Source organism: Janthinobacterium sp. SUN033 (assembly GCF_030397595.1).
GTDB lineage: Bacteria > Pseudomonadota > Gammaproteobacteria > Burkholderiales > Burkholderiaceae_D > Janthinobacterium > Janthinobacterium kumbetense.
This window is the reverse complement of record NZ_JAPQNV010000006.1, coordinates 188,654-202,738: the sequence shown is the minus strand read 5'-3', so window position 1 is coordinate 202,738 and position 14,085 is coordinate 188,654. Positions and strand designations below refer to the sequence as shown.

Genomic DNA, 14,085 nt, shown 5'->3' with positions numbered 1-14,085 from the left:
AGCGCCGCAGGCGTTTATTTGAGCGCGCCTCATGTACTGCCAGCCTAGTCCAATCACGCCCCAGAAAGGGATGCATTTGTCGTATTGCAGCCACACGAGTTTCGGCGCACCACGCCCACGGCGCCCTGCGCTGCGCCGGCTCGCTCGTACGATGCTGGCGGCAGGCATGACACTTTCGCTGCCGGCGCAGGCGGCGGCAGCCGTCATGGCGCCGGCATTGCTGTGGCCGTATGCGGCTGCCAGCGCCACCGCCCTGGCGGGACTGGCTTGCTGGCAAGCCTGGCGCCTGCGCCAGCAGTTGCACCGCCAGCCCCAACCGGCGCAAGCCCAGGCCGAACAGGATGCCGTGCAAGCCTTGCGCGGCGCCACCATGGCCGGCTGGACCTGGCGGCCCCAGTCCGACCGGCTGCAGTTCGCGCCCCAGTACCAGGATGTCCTGGGCGACAAGAATGCCAAACTCGAGCATGCGCTGGCCGACTGGCTGGCCGAAGTCCACCGGGATGACCGCGCGCGCCTGAGCCTTGCTTTCCGCCAGCACCTGGATGGCCAGGCGCCCGGCACCTTCAATTGCGAATTCCGTTTGCGCCACAGCGACGGCCACTGGCGCTGGCTGCTGGCGCGCGGCGCCGTCCTGTCGCGCGCCTCGAACGGCGCCGCCACGCAGGCCAGCGGCATCGTCTGCGATATCAGCGAGCGCAAGCAGGATGAGCAATCGCGCATGCGCTCGATGCTGGAAGCGGCGCCCGAAGCCATGCTGGTGGCCGACGTCGAGGGCAAGGTGCATTACGCCAACCAGATCGGCGCGCGCTGCTTCGGCTATCCGCTGGCCGAATTGACGGGTATGTCACTGGAGCAATTGGTGCCGGAAAGCACGTCCAGCCACTCCGCGGGCGACCCGCAAGGGCGGCACAGCCTGCCAGGCCGGGTGATGATGGCGCGCCGCCGCGACGGCACGCACTTCCCCGCCAAGGTCAGCCTGTCGCCGCTGCGCATGGCCGGCCAGGTATTTTCCATCGTCTCGCTGCGCGACATGACGCAGCGGCAACGCGCCGAAGAAGCGCTGCACGCCAGTTCGGAACGCTATCGTCTGATCGTGCAGACGGCCGCCGAAGGCATCTGGATGACGGATGCGAACGGCAAGACCACGTTCGTCAACCCGAAGATGGCGCACATGCTGGGCTACACGGTGCAGGAAATGCTGGGCCGTCCCCTGCTCGACTTCATGGACCGCGACAGCCAGTTGCTGATGCAGCGCCGCCTGGCCAGCCACGGCAGCTTCGCCAGCCAGCCGGACCAGGTCGATTTCCGCTTCTTCCGCAAGGACCAGTCCAGCCTGTGGGGCTTGCTGTCGAGCACCAGCATCCAGTCGGACAACGGTGAGCCGGGCGGCACCCTGGCGATGATCACCGACATCACCGAGCGGCGCCAGGCATCGATCGCCCTGTCGAACTCGAGCCAGCGCATGGCGTCCGTGTTCGGCGCCGTGACGAATGGTCTGGTGGTGCAGGACAGCCACGGCCACATATTGGAAAGCAATGCCGCCGCCGAACGCATGCTGGCGGCCAGTCCGGCCGGCAACAGCCTGTGGCAAGCCATCCGCGAAGACGGCTCCGCCTTCGACCAGCGCAGCCATCCCGTGCACATCACCCTGTCGACGGGCGAGGCCATGCGCGACGTGCTGATGGGCGTGCAGCAGCCCGACGGCAGCCTGTCGTGGCTATCCGTGAATACCGAGGCGATCCGCGATGAATACGGCAAGGTGGGCATGGTGGTGGCCAGCCTGACGGACATCACGTATCACAAGCGCAGCGAGAGCGCCTTGCGCGAGCTCAATGAACATCTGGAAGAGCGCGTGGCACAGCGTACGGAACAGCTGGACCAGGCCAAGCAGGTGGCCGAAGAAGCGAGCCTGGCGAAGGGACAATTCCTGGCCAACATGAGCCATGAAATCCGCACGCCGATGAATGGCGTGATCGGCATGGCCTACCTGGCCCTCAAAACGGACCTGGAACCGCGCCAGCGCGACTACCTGGAAAAAATCCGCTTTGCCGGCGAGCACTTGCTGGGCATCATCGACGATATCCTCGACATCTCGAAAATCGAGGCGGGCAAGCTGGAAATCGAGCATGTCAACTTCAGTTTCGACCATGTCGTGCAAACCCTGATGACGGTGGTGGCGCCGCGCGCCGCCGGCAAGAACCTGGAACTGCTGTTCGAGATCGATCCGCAATTGCCGGCCGTGCTCGTGGGCGACCCGCTGCGCCTGGGGCAAGTGCTGATCAACTACGCCAATAACGCCATCAAGTTCAGCGAACAGGGCAGTATTACCGTGAAAGTGCGCAGGGTGGTGGCGGACGCGAAACACTGCCTCGTGCGCTTTGAAGTGTGCGACCACGGCATCGGCCTGTCGCAGGATGAAATGAGCAAGCTCTTCCAATCCTTCCAGCAAGCCGACACGTCCACCACGCGCGAATATGGCGGTACGGGCCTGGGCTTGGCCATCTGCAAGCAGCTGGCGCAGCTGATGGGCGGCGACGTGGGCGTCGACAGCCGTCCCGGCGCCGGCAGCACCTTCTGGTTCACGGCCAACCTGGGCATTTCCGACCAGGCCGCGCCCGCCATGCTCGACAGCATGGTGCAGACGGCGGCCGCCATGCGCGCCAGCGCCGACGCGGCCCTGGTGATGCGCACGCTCAAGCATGCGCGCATCCTGCTGGTGGAAGACAATACGTTCAACCAGCAAGTGGCGCTGGAATTGCTGGAGGAAGCGGGCGCCTCCGTCTGCCTGGCCAACAATGGCGAGGAAGCGCTCGACCTGCTGCGCCAGACCCAGTTCGACTGCGTGCTGATGGACGTGCAGATGCCGCTGATGGATGGCTTGCAGGCAACGCGCCACATCCGCGCCGACCCGCAGCTGGCGCACCTGCGCGTGCTGGCCATGACGGCCACGGCCACCAGCGAAGACCGCGTGCGCTGTCTGGAGGCGGGCATGGACGATTTCATTTCCAAGCCCATCCAGCCAGCCATGATGTACCAGACCATCGCCAGCTGGCTGCCGGCGCACGAAACACCGCCGCCGCCGGCGCGCAGCCGCGCCGCGCCCGCCTTCAAGACCACCCTGGCGGGCGACCCGCAAGTGATCGACTTGTCCATCCTGGCCAAGTTGCTGGGCTACAACCCGGAAAAGGTGCGCAAGTTCGCCTTCAAGTTCCTGCAGACCACGCAGGATGGCTTCGGCGACATCGATGCGGCCCTGGCGCGCGGCGACGTGCACCAGGTGCGCGAACTGGGTCACCGCATCAAGTCGTCGGCGCGCACCGTGGGCGCCCTGGGGCTGGCCGAGCTGTGCCACAACCTGGAAACCCTGGCGCCGGGCGAACCGGCCGACGAGGCGGAGCGGGCACGGCGCATCGTTGCGCGCCTGTGGCCCCTGCTGGAACAGATTACCGAACAAATCATGAATAACACCAGCTTTGCCAATGACGATTAGCTACCGCCAAATTGGATTGCGGCAAGGTATCGGCATCGACAACGATGCATATCAACAGAAAGACATGACGATGAACACTGTATCAAACCAAGCAAGCCGGGAACACAACGAAGCAGGCCTGGCGCCATTGCGCGTGCTGCTGCTGGACGACGACGTTTTCATGCTCGATGTGCTCAGCGACATGCTCGAGCAAATGGGCCAGTTCGATATCCGCTGCGAGTCGCACAGCGAACAGGCGCTGGCCACCCTGAAGCAGCACCAGCCCGACCTGCTGATCTGCGACCTGTCGATGCCCGACATCGACGGCATCGAATTTTTGCGCATGGCGGCGGAAAACGGCTTCCGCGGCGGCGTGGTCCTGCTGTCGGGCCTGCATTCGGCCGTGCGCCTGGCGGCCGAGCGCCTGGCCATGGCCAACGGCCTGCATATCCTGGGCACTTTCCGCAAGCCGATGGAAAGCGCGGAATTGCAGCTCATGGTGAACTTGCAACTGCAGCACTCGGCGCGTCTGGCCAGCGTGCAAGCCTGAGCGCGCAGGCCGGCAGGGAGGGCGGATACGGCGCTGCAGGCCAGCAGGCATGCGGCTTTGCCGCCCTGCCGGCACGCATGGGGACGATATGCCTCAAGTTTTTCTGCAATAATCGCCACGCTTTGAAAAAATGGGTTATTATTTCAGCCATCCCCGCCTGCATACCTCTGGTCGCACCTTCCAAGACATTGAAGTCGTGCCCATTGTCCCCATCTTCTAACTGCATTCCAGGAAGCATGGATGGCGAACCAGCGTATGGTTAATTCCAGGCATTATTGATCCCACCCTCATTTGAGGAAAATATGAGCGAAAATATCAAACACATTAGCGATGCATCTTTTGAAGCAGACGTCCTGAAATCCGATTTGCCAGTCCTGGTCGACTTCTGGGCAGAATGGTGCGGTCCCTGCAAGGCCATCGCCCCGATCCTGGAAGAAGTAGCCAAGGAATACGCCGGCCGCATCCAGATCGCCAAGATGGACGTGGACGCGAACCAGGCAGTGCCTGCCAAGTTCGGCATCCGCGGCATCCCGACCCTGATCCTGTTCAAGGATGGTGTTGCAGCTGCTCAAAAAGTGGGCGCCATGGCCAAGGGCCAGTTGACCGCTTTCGTCGACAGCAACATTTAATGTATGATGGGCAGCGCTGCGCCCGCAGCGCCGCCTGACTGGAACGACCGGGAAGCGGCTTTGCCCTCATTCGTGCACAGCCTTCCCCAATAATTAATCAACGCCACGCAGTCCCCTCCCCTACCTTTACATCCCGTCTCGGGACACTCAACACATATGCATTTATCCGAACTAAAGGCCCTACACGTATCCGCCCTGCTTGAGATGGCGATCGGTCTTGACATTGACAACGCAGCCCGCTTGCGCAAACAGGAGCTGATGTTCGCTATCCTGAAAAAACGCGCCAAGTCCGGCGAACAGATTTTTGGCGACGGCGCCCTGGAAGTGCTGCCTGACGGCTTCGGCTTCCTGCGCTCGCCCGACGCCAGCTACATGGCGTCCACCGACGACATTTACATCTCCCCTTCGCAAATCCGCCGCTTCAATCTGCACACCGGCGATTCGATCGAAGGCGAGGTACGGACCCCGAAAGATGGCGAACGCTATTTCGCATTGGTCAAAGTCGACAAGGTCAACGGCGAATCGCCGGAGATGTCGAAACACCGCATCCTGTTTGAAAACCTGACGCCGCTGCACCCGAACGAGCCGCTGCGCCTGGAACGTGAAATGAATGGCCAGGAAAACATCACCGGCCGCATCATCGACCTGATCGCCCCGATCGGCAAAGGCCAGCGCGGCTTGCTGGTGGCGTCGCCGAAATCCGGTAAATCCGTGATCCTGCAGCACATCGCCCATGCGATCACGGCAAATCACCCGGACATCACCCTGATCGTGCTGCTGATCGACGAACGTCCGGAAGAAGTTACCGAAATGCAACGTTCGGTACGCGGCGAAGTCGTCGCCTCGACCTTCGACGAGCCGGCCACGCGCCACGTGCAAGTGGCCGAGATGGTGCTGGAAAAAGCCAAGCGCCTGGTCGAAATGAAAAAAGACGTCGTGATCCTGCTGGACTCGATCACCCGTCTGGCACGCGCCTACAACACCGTGATCCCTGCCTCGGGCAAGGTCCTGACCGGTGGTGTCGACGCGAATGCGTTGCAACGTCCAAAACGCTTCTTCGGCGCCGCGCGCAATATCGAAGAAGGCGGCTCGCTGACCATCATCGCCACGGCGCTGATCGAAACGGGTTCGCGCATGGATGACGTGATCTTTGAAGAATTCAAGGGTACCGGCAACATGGAAGTGCATCTGGAACGCCGTTTGGCTGAAAAACGTGTCTATCCGGCAATTAACCTGAACAAATCGGGTACCCGCCGCGAAGAATTGCTGATCAAGCCGAACGAATTGCAAAAAATCTGGATTTTGCGCAAGTTGCTGTACTCGATGGACGAGATCGAGGCGATGGAGTTCATTCTGGACAAGATGAAAGCGACGAAAAACAACGCCGAATTCTTCGACATGATGCGCCGAGGGGGGTAAACCTACTGCGCGTCCCGCTCTACGGCCTGTGTTGCTCGCTGTACCTTCGTACAGCTGCGCTACTCGGCCGTATATCGGGCCTGCTCGCTACGGTTTCCCTCCCCTCGGTGGCGTCATATCAATGCACTACCGGCCCAAGCCGCTCATCGAGCGGCTTTTTTATTGCCGTCCGCCGGAAAGCGCTATATAATCGACGGTTGCATTATTTTAAACCCTGGCAAGTGATCGGCAATCGGGTCAAGAAGCAGGACGACCGACGAAGTGCTGTTTGGCTACCAAACTAGAGAGAAGACCATGAAAGTCGATACCCATCCAGAATACCGCGAAGTTGTTTTCCACGATCTGTCGTGCGATTTCAAATTCGTTACCCGCTCGACCATCCAAACCCGCGAAAAAATCACCCACGACGGTAAAGAATACCCACTGGTGAAGATCGAGGTTTCGGCTGAATCGCACCCATTCTTCACGGGCAAGCACAAAATCGTCGATACCGCCGGTCGCGTCGAGAAGTTCCGTCAGAAGTTCGGTTCGGTTGGTTCGAAAACCGCAGTCGCAGCAGGCTAATTTTTGCCGCATTGCGGCAAAAAAGGGCAGCTTCGGCTACCAGAGAAAAGGCAGCCACGGCTGCCTTTTTTGTCTTTGGCCGCTTTACTTTATACTCGCGCATACCCGACGCCATTCGTCGCGTCTTGCCACTATTCTGATACCGATTATCGATGAAGCCAGTCCGCCTTCCCGCCGCCGCCACACTCGCGCTGCCACGATGGGCCTTGTTTGCGCTCGGCCTGCTGTACATCCTGCCTGGCCTGATTGGCCGCGAACCGTGGAAGAACGATGATGCCGCCAGTTTCGGCATCATGTGGACCATGGCGCATGGCGGCCTGAACGACTGGCTGTGGCCCAACGTGGCCGGCCTGTCGCTGCCCGATGAAGGCCCGCTGGCCTTCTGGCTGGGCGCCATCTTCATCAAGCTGTTCGGCTGGATCGACGGCGACGTCTTTGGCGCGCGCATGTCGACCATCGGCATCTTCGTCGTCAGCACCCTGTCCGTCTGGTACACCGCCTTCAACCTGGGACGCCGCAGCGATGCCCAGCCGCTGCGCCTGGCCTTCGGCGGCCAGCCCGAGCCGGACGACTTCGGCCGCACCCTGGCCGATGCCGCCGTGCTCATCTACCTGGGTTGCCTGGGCCTGCTGCAGCACAGCCACGACATCACGGCCGAAGCGCTGTATGTGTCCCTGATGGCCTATTTGCTGTACCGCGCCGTGCGCTACATGGAAGGCCCGTCCGTGCGCAATGCGGCCCTGCTGGGCCTGGCGATGGGCGGCCTGGCCCTGGCGCGCGGCTGGATCACGCCAGCGGCCCTGAGCATCGCCTTGCTGCTGTGCACTATCTTCCTGCGCCTGCCGTTGCTGCGCAGCATACGCCACCTGGCGCTGGCCATCCTGATCGGCATCGCGCTGACCCTCGTCTGGCTGCTGCCGGGCGAATGGCTGCTGCCGTACGGCCATTCGCCGCTGCACGCCTGGATGGAGTGGAATTGCCGCCAGTTCAGCGCTCCGAGTCTGAAAAGCGTGCAGTATTTCTTGCGTGTCGGCATCTGGTTCTTCTGGCCCGCATGGCCTTTCGCCGCCTGGGCCGTGTACGCCTGGCGCCGCCAGCACCACGTGCTGCACATCGTCGTGCCGCTGACCTTTGTTGCCATGCTGGCAATATTAGGCCTGTGCCACCCCGATCCCGACCCGAGCCAGTTGCTGCCCCTGCTGCCGCCGTTGGCCGTCATGGCCGCGTTTGGCTTGCTGACCATGAAGCGGGGCGCCATCAACGCCATCGACTGGTTCTCCGTGATGGTGCTGACCATCTGCGCCCTCGCGCTGTGGCTGTTCTGGTTCGCCATCCTGACCGGCTGGCCGCCAAAACTGGCGCATAACGCCCTGAAACTCATGCCAGGCTTCAAGCCCGAACTGGACTTGCTGGCCTTTTTCGTGGCCGCCTGCGTCAGCGCGGGCTGGGTGGCGCTGGTGCACTGGCGCATCTCGCGCCAGCCGGCCGTGCTGTGGCGCGCCGTGGTGCTGTCGTCCGGCGGCCTGATCCTGATCTGGGTGCTGATCATGACCCTGTTCCTGCCGCCGCTGAACTACAGCAAGAGCTACGCCAGCGTGGCGCACCAGATTTCCATCCACCTGCCGCCGGGCAGCAAGTGCATCAACAGCAACGTCGGCGCTGCCCAGCGCGCCTCGTTCGCCTACTTCGGCCACTTGCCGTTTGCCAGCGTGGGGCAGCAGGAATGCGATGTGTTCCTGTTGCAAGACAGCATCAAGGTTCCTGACAGCAAGGAACAATTGCCCGAACACCATGGCGCGGACTGGATCAAGCTGTGGGAAGGGCGCCGCCCCACGGATGACGTGGAACGCTTCCGCCTGTACCAGCGCGTCAGGTAAGCAGAAAAAACCGGGCCAGGCCCGGTTTTTTTATGTCCGCAAGCCAATCACTGCCGACAGCAAAAGTGTTGCTTTTAAATATACTTAATTACCTAAATTGAACTAGAATTGCTTTTTATATTATAATGATGGCTTGCGCGATGGCGGTGTCTTGCTTTCCCGCCCTATTCGTCCCCCAATTCACCATAAGGCTGTCCATGAAAAAATTTGCCACACGTACCTTGCCGCTCATCAGCGCCGCCCTGTTTGCCTTCTCCTTCAGCACCTCGGCCCAGGCCACCGTGATTGACCTCGGCGTCGCCAACGGCTACTCGGCCTTCATTTTCGGCAACATCGGCAGCAGCAACGCCAGCGGCTTTACCAGCGTCAGCGGCAGCCTGGCCGCCGGCGGCAATATCTATCTGGAAGGCTACAGCGTCGGCACGAACAAGAAGCCGGGCAGCGCCGCCAACACGCTGGTCGCCGGTAACAACCTGAACATCGGCGGCGGCAGCATCAACGGTACGGGCGTATATGGCGTGAGCAATGCCAACGGCACCGTGACGGCGCCATCGTGGTACCCAACGGGCACCTTCAGCAAGGGCAATGCTTCCACCCTGGACTTCGCAGCTGCCCAGCAGCAACTGACGACCCTGTCGGGCGATGTGGCCAAGCTGCAATCGAACGGCACCGTGATTTCGCAATACGGCGGCTTCAAGCTGGTAGGCGACATCAACGCCGACGTCAACGTCTTCACGATCAATGCAAACGACCTGCATAACCTGAGCCTGGACGTCTCGTCGCTGAAAAGCACGGCCAGCATCATCATCAACGGCACCGCCACCAACATCACCATGAGCGGCGGCTTCGACAATTTCGGCAGCTTCGCCGACCGTACGCTGCTGAACTTCGCCAATGCCACCACCACCAGCCTGAACAACGTCGGCATCAACGGCAGCATCCTGGCGCCGAACGCCGCGTTTTCCGGTTCGGGCAGCATGAACGGCACCCTGGTCGCCAATTCGGTCAGCTCGATCAATTATGGCCACGTCTCGATGAACGGCGCCGGCTTCAACACGGTGAACGTCTCGGCCGTGCCGGAACCAGGCACCTACGCCATGCTGCTGGCCGGCCTGGGCTTGCTGGCCTTCGTGCGCCGCCGCACGCCAGCGCGCGCACCGCAAGCCGCGATGGCCTGAGCTTTACGCTGAATCCATAAAAAAACACCGGGCCGCGCGAGCGTCCCGGTGTTTTTTTATGCGCTGGCGAAAGACTTAGTCCCCGCTCAGCCCCAGGTCCGTCGCCACCTGCTTGCGCAACAGGTATTTCTGGATCTTGCCTGTCACCGTCATGGGGAATTCCTCGACGAAGCGTACATAGCGGGGAATCTTGTAATAGGCGATCTGCCCGTCGCAAAAGGCGCGGATGTCGTCGCTGGTGGCCTGCGTGCCCGGACGCAAGATGATGCAGGCGCATAACTCTTCACCGTACTTGGCATCCGGCACGCCCACGCATTGCACGTCGAGCACGCTCGGGTGGCGGTACAGGAATTCCTCGACTTCGCGCGGATAGATGTTTTCGCCGCCGCGTATCACCATATCTTTCGAGCGGCCGACGATGCTGCAAAAGCCGTTGGCGTCGATCACGGCCAGGTCGCCCGTGTGCATCCAGCGCGCCGCATCGATGGCCTCACTGGTTTTTTCAGGATCGCCCCAGTAGCCCTGCATCACGGAATAGCCGCGCGTGAGCAATTCGCCCTTTTCGCCGCGCGGCACGATGCGCCCTTCCGCATCGACGATTTTCACTTCCAGGTGCGGATGGACCCTGCCGATGGACGACACGCGCATTTCGCGCGGATCCTCGATCGCCGTCTGGAAACTGACGGGCGACGTTTCCGTCATGCCATACGCAATCGTGATTTCCGCCATGTGCATCAATTCGATGACCCGCGTCATGACTTCCATCGGGCACGGCGAACCGGCCATGATGCCAGTGCGCAAATTCGACAGGTCGTATTGCTTGAAATCAGGATGGTCGAGGATGGCGATGAACATGGTCGGCACGCCGTGCAAGCCCGTGCAGCGCTCGGCCTGCACGGTGTCCAGCACGGCTTTCGGGTCGAAACCTTCGCCGGGAAACACCATGGCTGCGCCATGCGTGACGCAGGCCAGGTTGCCCAGCACCATGCCGAAGCAGTGGTACAGGGGCACGGGAATGCACAAGCGATCCTGTTGCGTCAGGCGCATGGCTTCGCCGATGAAGAAACCGTTGTTCAGGATATTGTGGTGCGTCAAGGTGGCGCCCTTCGGCGCGCCCGTGGTGCCGGACGTGAACTGAATGTTGACGGCGTCGTCAAACTGCAAGGTAGCGCTCACTTCTTCCAGGTGCGCCAGGTCGGCGTCGGTAATGCCGTCCATCAAGGCATCGAAGTTGTGCATGCCGGGGGTGGCGGCCGCGCCCAGGCGGATGACGTGGCGCAATTGCGGCAAGCGCGGCGACTGCAGGGCGCCCGCGCGGGAACGGGCGATTTCCGGCACCACGTCTTGCACGATGGCCAGGTAATCGCTGGACTTGAAGCTGGGCGACAGGATCAGCGCGCTGCATTGCACCTTGTCGAGCACGTATTCGAGTTCCGAACGCCGGTAGGCGGGATTGATGTTGACCATGATCAAGCCGGCTTTCGCCGTGGCAAACTGCGTCAGCACCCATTCGGCGCAGTTCTGCGACCAGATGCCGACCCGGTCGCCCGGCTGCAAGCCCAGCTTCAGCAAGCCGGCGGCCAGGCGGTGCACGCGCTGCTGGAATTCCAGATACGTCCAGCGCACGTTCTGGTGCGCCACGATCAGGGCGTCGTGCTGGCCGTAGCGGGCGGCGATGCCGTCCAGGTAAGCGCCTATCGTTTCGCCGATCAACGGCGTCTCGTGGGCGCCGTGTACATAACTCATTGCTTGCATGCTGTCTCCAGGGTAATGGCGCGACGCGCTCTTCTTATGGTCATCGACTACAAAAATTATAGCCGCAACCGCCCCCGTCCTGCACCGGCTTGCTGTAATGTGCAGGCCAGCACACCCGACATTCACGGCACCATGACAGGCAACACGCAGCACCCGCCCGAACAGGGCTTCATCCTGACCCGCCACTGGCGCGACACGCCCGCCGGCACGGAGGTCGATTTCTGGCTGGCAACGGATGCCGGGCCCCGCCACGTGCGCCTGCCCGTGCAGACGGCCGTCGCCTTCCTTCCCATGGAGCAACAGGAACAGGCGCAACAGCTGCTGCGCGGCGAGCGCCACGCGGAGCTGCGTCCCCTGTCGCTGTGCGATTTCCACCATCGCCCCGTGCTGGGACTGTACTGCAAGCAATACCGGCATTTGCTGAAGCTGGAAAAGCAACTGCGCGCACACGGCATCGATGTGTATGAAGCGGACATCCGCCCGCCCGAGCGCTATCTGATGGAGCGCTTTATTACGGCGCCGGTGACATTCAGCGGAGAAACACTGCAGGAAGTGCAGCTGAAACCGGCGCCCGGCTACCGTCCCGCATTAAAACTGGTGTCGCTCGACATCGAGACGACGGCCCACGGCGAGCTGTATTCGCTGGCCCTGGAAGGCTGCGGCCAGCGCCAGGTCTACATGCTGGGGCCGCCAAATGGCGTCGACGGGGAACGCGACTTCGACCTCGAATACTGCGACTCACGCGCACAGATCCTCGAACGCCTGAACACGTGGATGGAGCGCCACGATCCGGACGCCATCATCGGCTGGAACCTGGTGCAGTTCGACTTGCGCGTGCTCAGGCAACATGCTGAGCGTTATCAAGTCCCGTTGAAGCTGGGACGGGGCGGCGCCGTGATGGAATGGCGCGAACATGGCGGCAAGCAGGAGCATTACTTTGCGGCCGCCGCGGGCCGGCTGATCATCGACGGCATCGAAGCGTTAAAATCGGCGACGTGGAACTTTTCCTCGTTCAGCCTGGAAAACGTGGCGCAGACCTTGTTGGGCGAAGGCAAGTCCATCGACAATCCCTACCAGCGCATGGCCGAGATCGACCGGCGTTTCCGCGAAGACAAGCCGGCGCTGGCGCGCTACAACCTCAAGGATTGCGAGCTGGTCACGCGCATCTTCGCCAAGACCGAGCTGCTGACCTTCTTGCTGGAACGGGCCAGCGTGACGGGCCTGGCGGCCGACCGCAGCGGCGGCTCCGTGGCCGCCTTCGAACATTTGTACTTGCCGCTGATGCACCGGCAGGGTTACGTGGCGCCCAACCTGGGCGATATTTCCGGCGAAAACAGCCCCGGCGGCTTCGTCATGGATTCGCAGTCGGGCCTGTACGATTCCGTGCTCGTGCTCGACTACAAAAGCCTGTACCCGTCCATCATCCGCACTTTCCTCATCGATCCCGTCGGCCTGGTGGTGGGCACCAGCGGCGATGAGGCCGACACCGTGCCCGGCTACCGGGGCGCGCAATTTTCGCGTGTGAAACATTGCCTGCCCGCCATCGTGAAACAGGTGTGGCAGGGCCGCGAGATAGCCAAGCGCGAGCGCAACGCGCCGCTGTCGCAAGCCTTGAAAATCATCATGAACGCGTTTTACGGCGTGCTGGGCTCCAGCGGCTGCCGCTTCTTCGACCCGCGCCTCGCTTCGTCGATCACCCTGCGCGGCCACGACATCATGCACCGCACGCGGGAACTGATCACGGAACAGGGTTATCAGGTGATCTACGGCGACACGGATTCCACCTTCGTGTGGCTGAAAACGGCACATACGGATGAAGAGGCGGGCAAGATCGGCCGCGCCCTGGTGACGCATGTGAACGCCTGGTGGGACCAGCATCTGCGCGAGGAATTCGGCCTGGAAAATGCGCTGGAACTGGAATTCGAGACGCATTACCGGCGTTTCCTGATGCCCACCATCCGCGGCTCGGAGGAAGGCAGCAAGAAGCGCTACGCAGGCCTGGTGGGCAAGCCCGACGGCAGCGAGCAGATGGTCTACAAGGGCCTGGAAACCGTGCGCAGCGACTGGACGCCGCTGGCGCAGCAATTCCAGCAAGCCTTGTACCTGCGCATCTTCCAGCGCGACGCCTACCAGGACTATGTGCGCGACTACGTGGCGCGCACGGTGCGCGGCGAATTCGATGCTTTATTGGTCTACCGTAAGCGCCTGCGCCGCCCGCTCGACGATTACCAGCGCAACGTGCCGCCCCACGTGCGCGCGGCGCGCACGGCCGACGCCTACAACCTGGCGCAGGGCCGGCCGCTGCAGTACCAGAACGGCGGCTGGATCAGCTATGTGATCACGGTGGCGGGGCCGGAACCGCTGGAAACGCAACGCTCGCCCATCGACTACCACCATTACCTGACGCGCCAGCTGCAGCCGGTAGCCGACGCGATATTGCCCTTCCTGGGCGATGATTTTTCGCGCCTCGTGTCCGGCCAGCAGGATTTGTTTTAGATCAATTTTACTGACCAGCATGACAAAGCTGAGGTAATATCGGCGCCTGCCGGGCTTATCTGCCCCTGCCCAACAGGCGCTGTGCGCCGCGGCAGCGTAAAATACGCCATGGCGAAAGAATAAGAACTGCACGAAGAAGAAGATGCCA

General features: G+C 62.0%; 9 protein-coding genes. 8 read left to right on the top strand and 1 reads right to left on the bottom strand.

The window, feature by feature from the left end; all coding sequences use genetic code 11:
- The first annotated feature begins 166 nt into the window (after positions 1–166).
- The 7 genes from OX460_RS24255 to OX460_RS24225 all read left to right on the top strand — a co-directional run bounded on the left by OX460_RS24255 (position 167) and on the right by OX460_RS24225 (position 9,686).
- Positions 167–3,490 (top strand): PAS domain-containing hybrid sensor histidine kinase/response regulator, encoded by a 3,324-nt coding sequence (locus OX460_RS24255; RefSeq protein WP_289900189.1) that lies wholly within the window; start codon positions 167–169, stop codon positions 3,488–3,490.
- 70 nt (positions 3,491–3,560) lie between these two features.
- Positions 3,561–4,019: a response regulator gene (locus OX460_RS24250; protein ID WP_077409296.1), complete on the top strand. Its 459-nt coding sequence runs from the start codon at positions 3,561–3,563 to the stop codon at positions 4,017–4,019.
- Between the two features lie 302 nt (positions 4,020–4,321).
- The gene (gene trxA, locus OX460_RS24245) at positions 4,322–4,648 is read left to right on the top strand and encodes a thioredoxin TrxA (RefSeq protein WP_077408631.1); all 327 of its coding nucleotides are present in this window, start codon (positions 4,322–4,324) and stop codon (positions 4,646–4,648) included.
- Between the two features lie 156 nt (positions 4,649–4,804).
- Entirely contained in the window at positions 4,805–6,067 is a 1,263-nt protein-coding gene (gene rho / locus OX460_RS24240) for a transcription termination factor Rho (RefSeq protein ID WP_034746249.1), read from the top strand.
- Positions 6,068–6,361: 294 nt separating this feature from the next.
- Positions 6,362–6,631 (top strand): type B 50S ribosomal protein L31, encoded by a 270-nt coding sequence (locus tag OX460_RS24235; RefSeq protein ID WP_034746247.1) that lies wholly within the window; start codon positions 6,362–6,364, stop codon positions 6,629–6,631.
- Between the two features lie 152 nt (positions 6,632–6,783).
- Positions 6,784–8,508 carry a glycosyltransferase gene (locus OX460_RS24230; RefSeq protein WP_289900188.1) on the top strand — a complete coding sequence of 575 codons (1,725 nt, stop codon included), beginning with the start codon at positions 6,784–6,786 and terminating at the stop codon, positions 8,506–8,508.
- Between the two features lie 197 nt (positions 8,509–8,705).
- On the top strand, positions 8,706–9,686 hold the full coding sequence (locus tag OX460_RS24225; RefSeq protein WP_289900187.1) for a choice-of-anchor A family protein: 981 nt from the start codon (positions 8,706–8,708) through the stop codon (positions 9,684–9,686).
- A 75-nt stretch (positions 9,687–9,761) separates the two neighbouring features.
- On the opposite strand, the gene OX460_RS24220 is transcribed toward OX460_RS24225, so the two are convergent.
- Positions 9,762–11,441 carry an AMP-binding protein gene (locus OX460_RS24220; RefSeq protein WP_289900186.1) on the bottom strand — a complete coding sequence of 560 codons (1,680 nt, stop codon included), beginning with the start codon at positions 11,439–11,441 and terminating at the stop codon, positions 9,762–9,764.
- 132 nt (positions 11,442–11,573) lie between these two features.
- Between OX460_RS24220 and OX460_RS24215 the strand changes: the two genes are divergently transcribed.
- A complete protein-coding gene (locus OX460_RS24215; protein WP_289900185.1) occupies positions 11,574–13,937 on the top strand; it encodes a DNA polymerase II in 2,364 nt (787 codons plus the stop codon).
- Positions 13,938–14,085 lie beyond the last annotated feature (148 nt).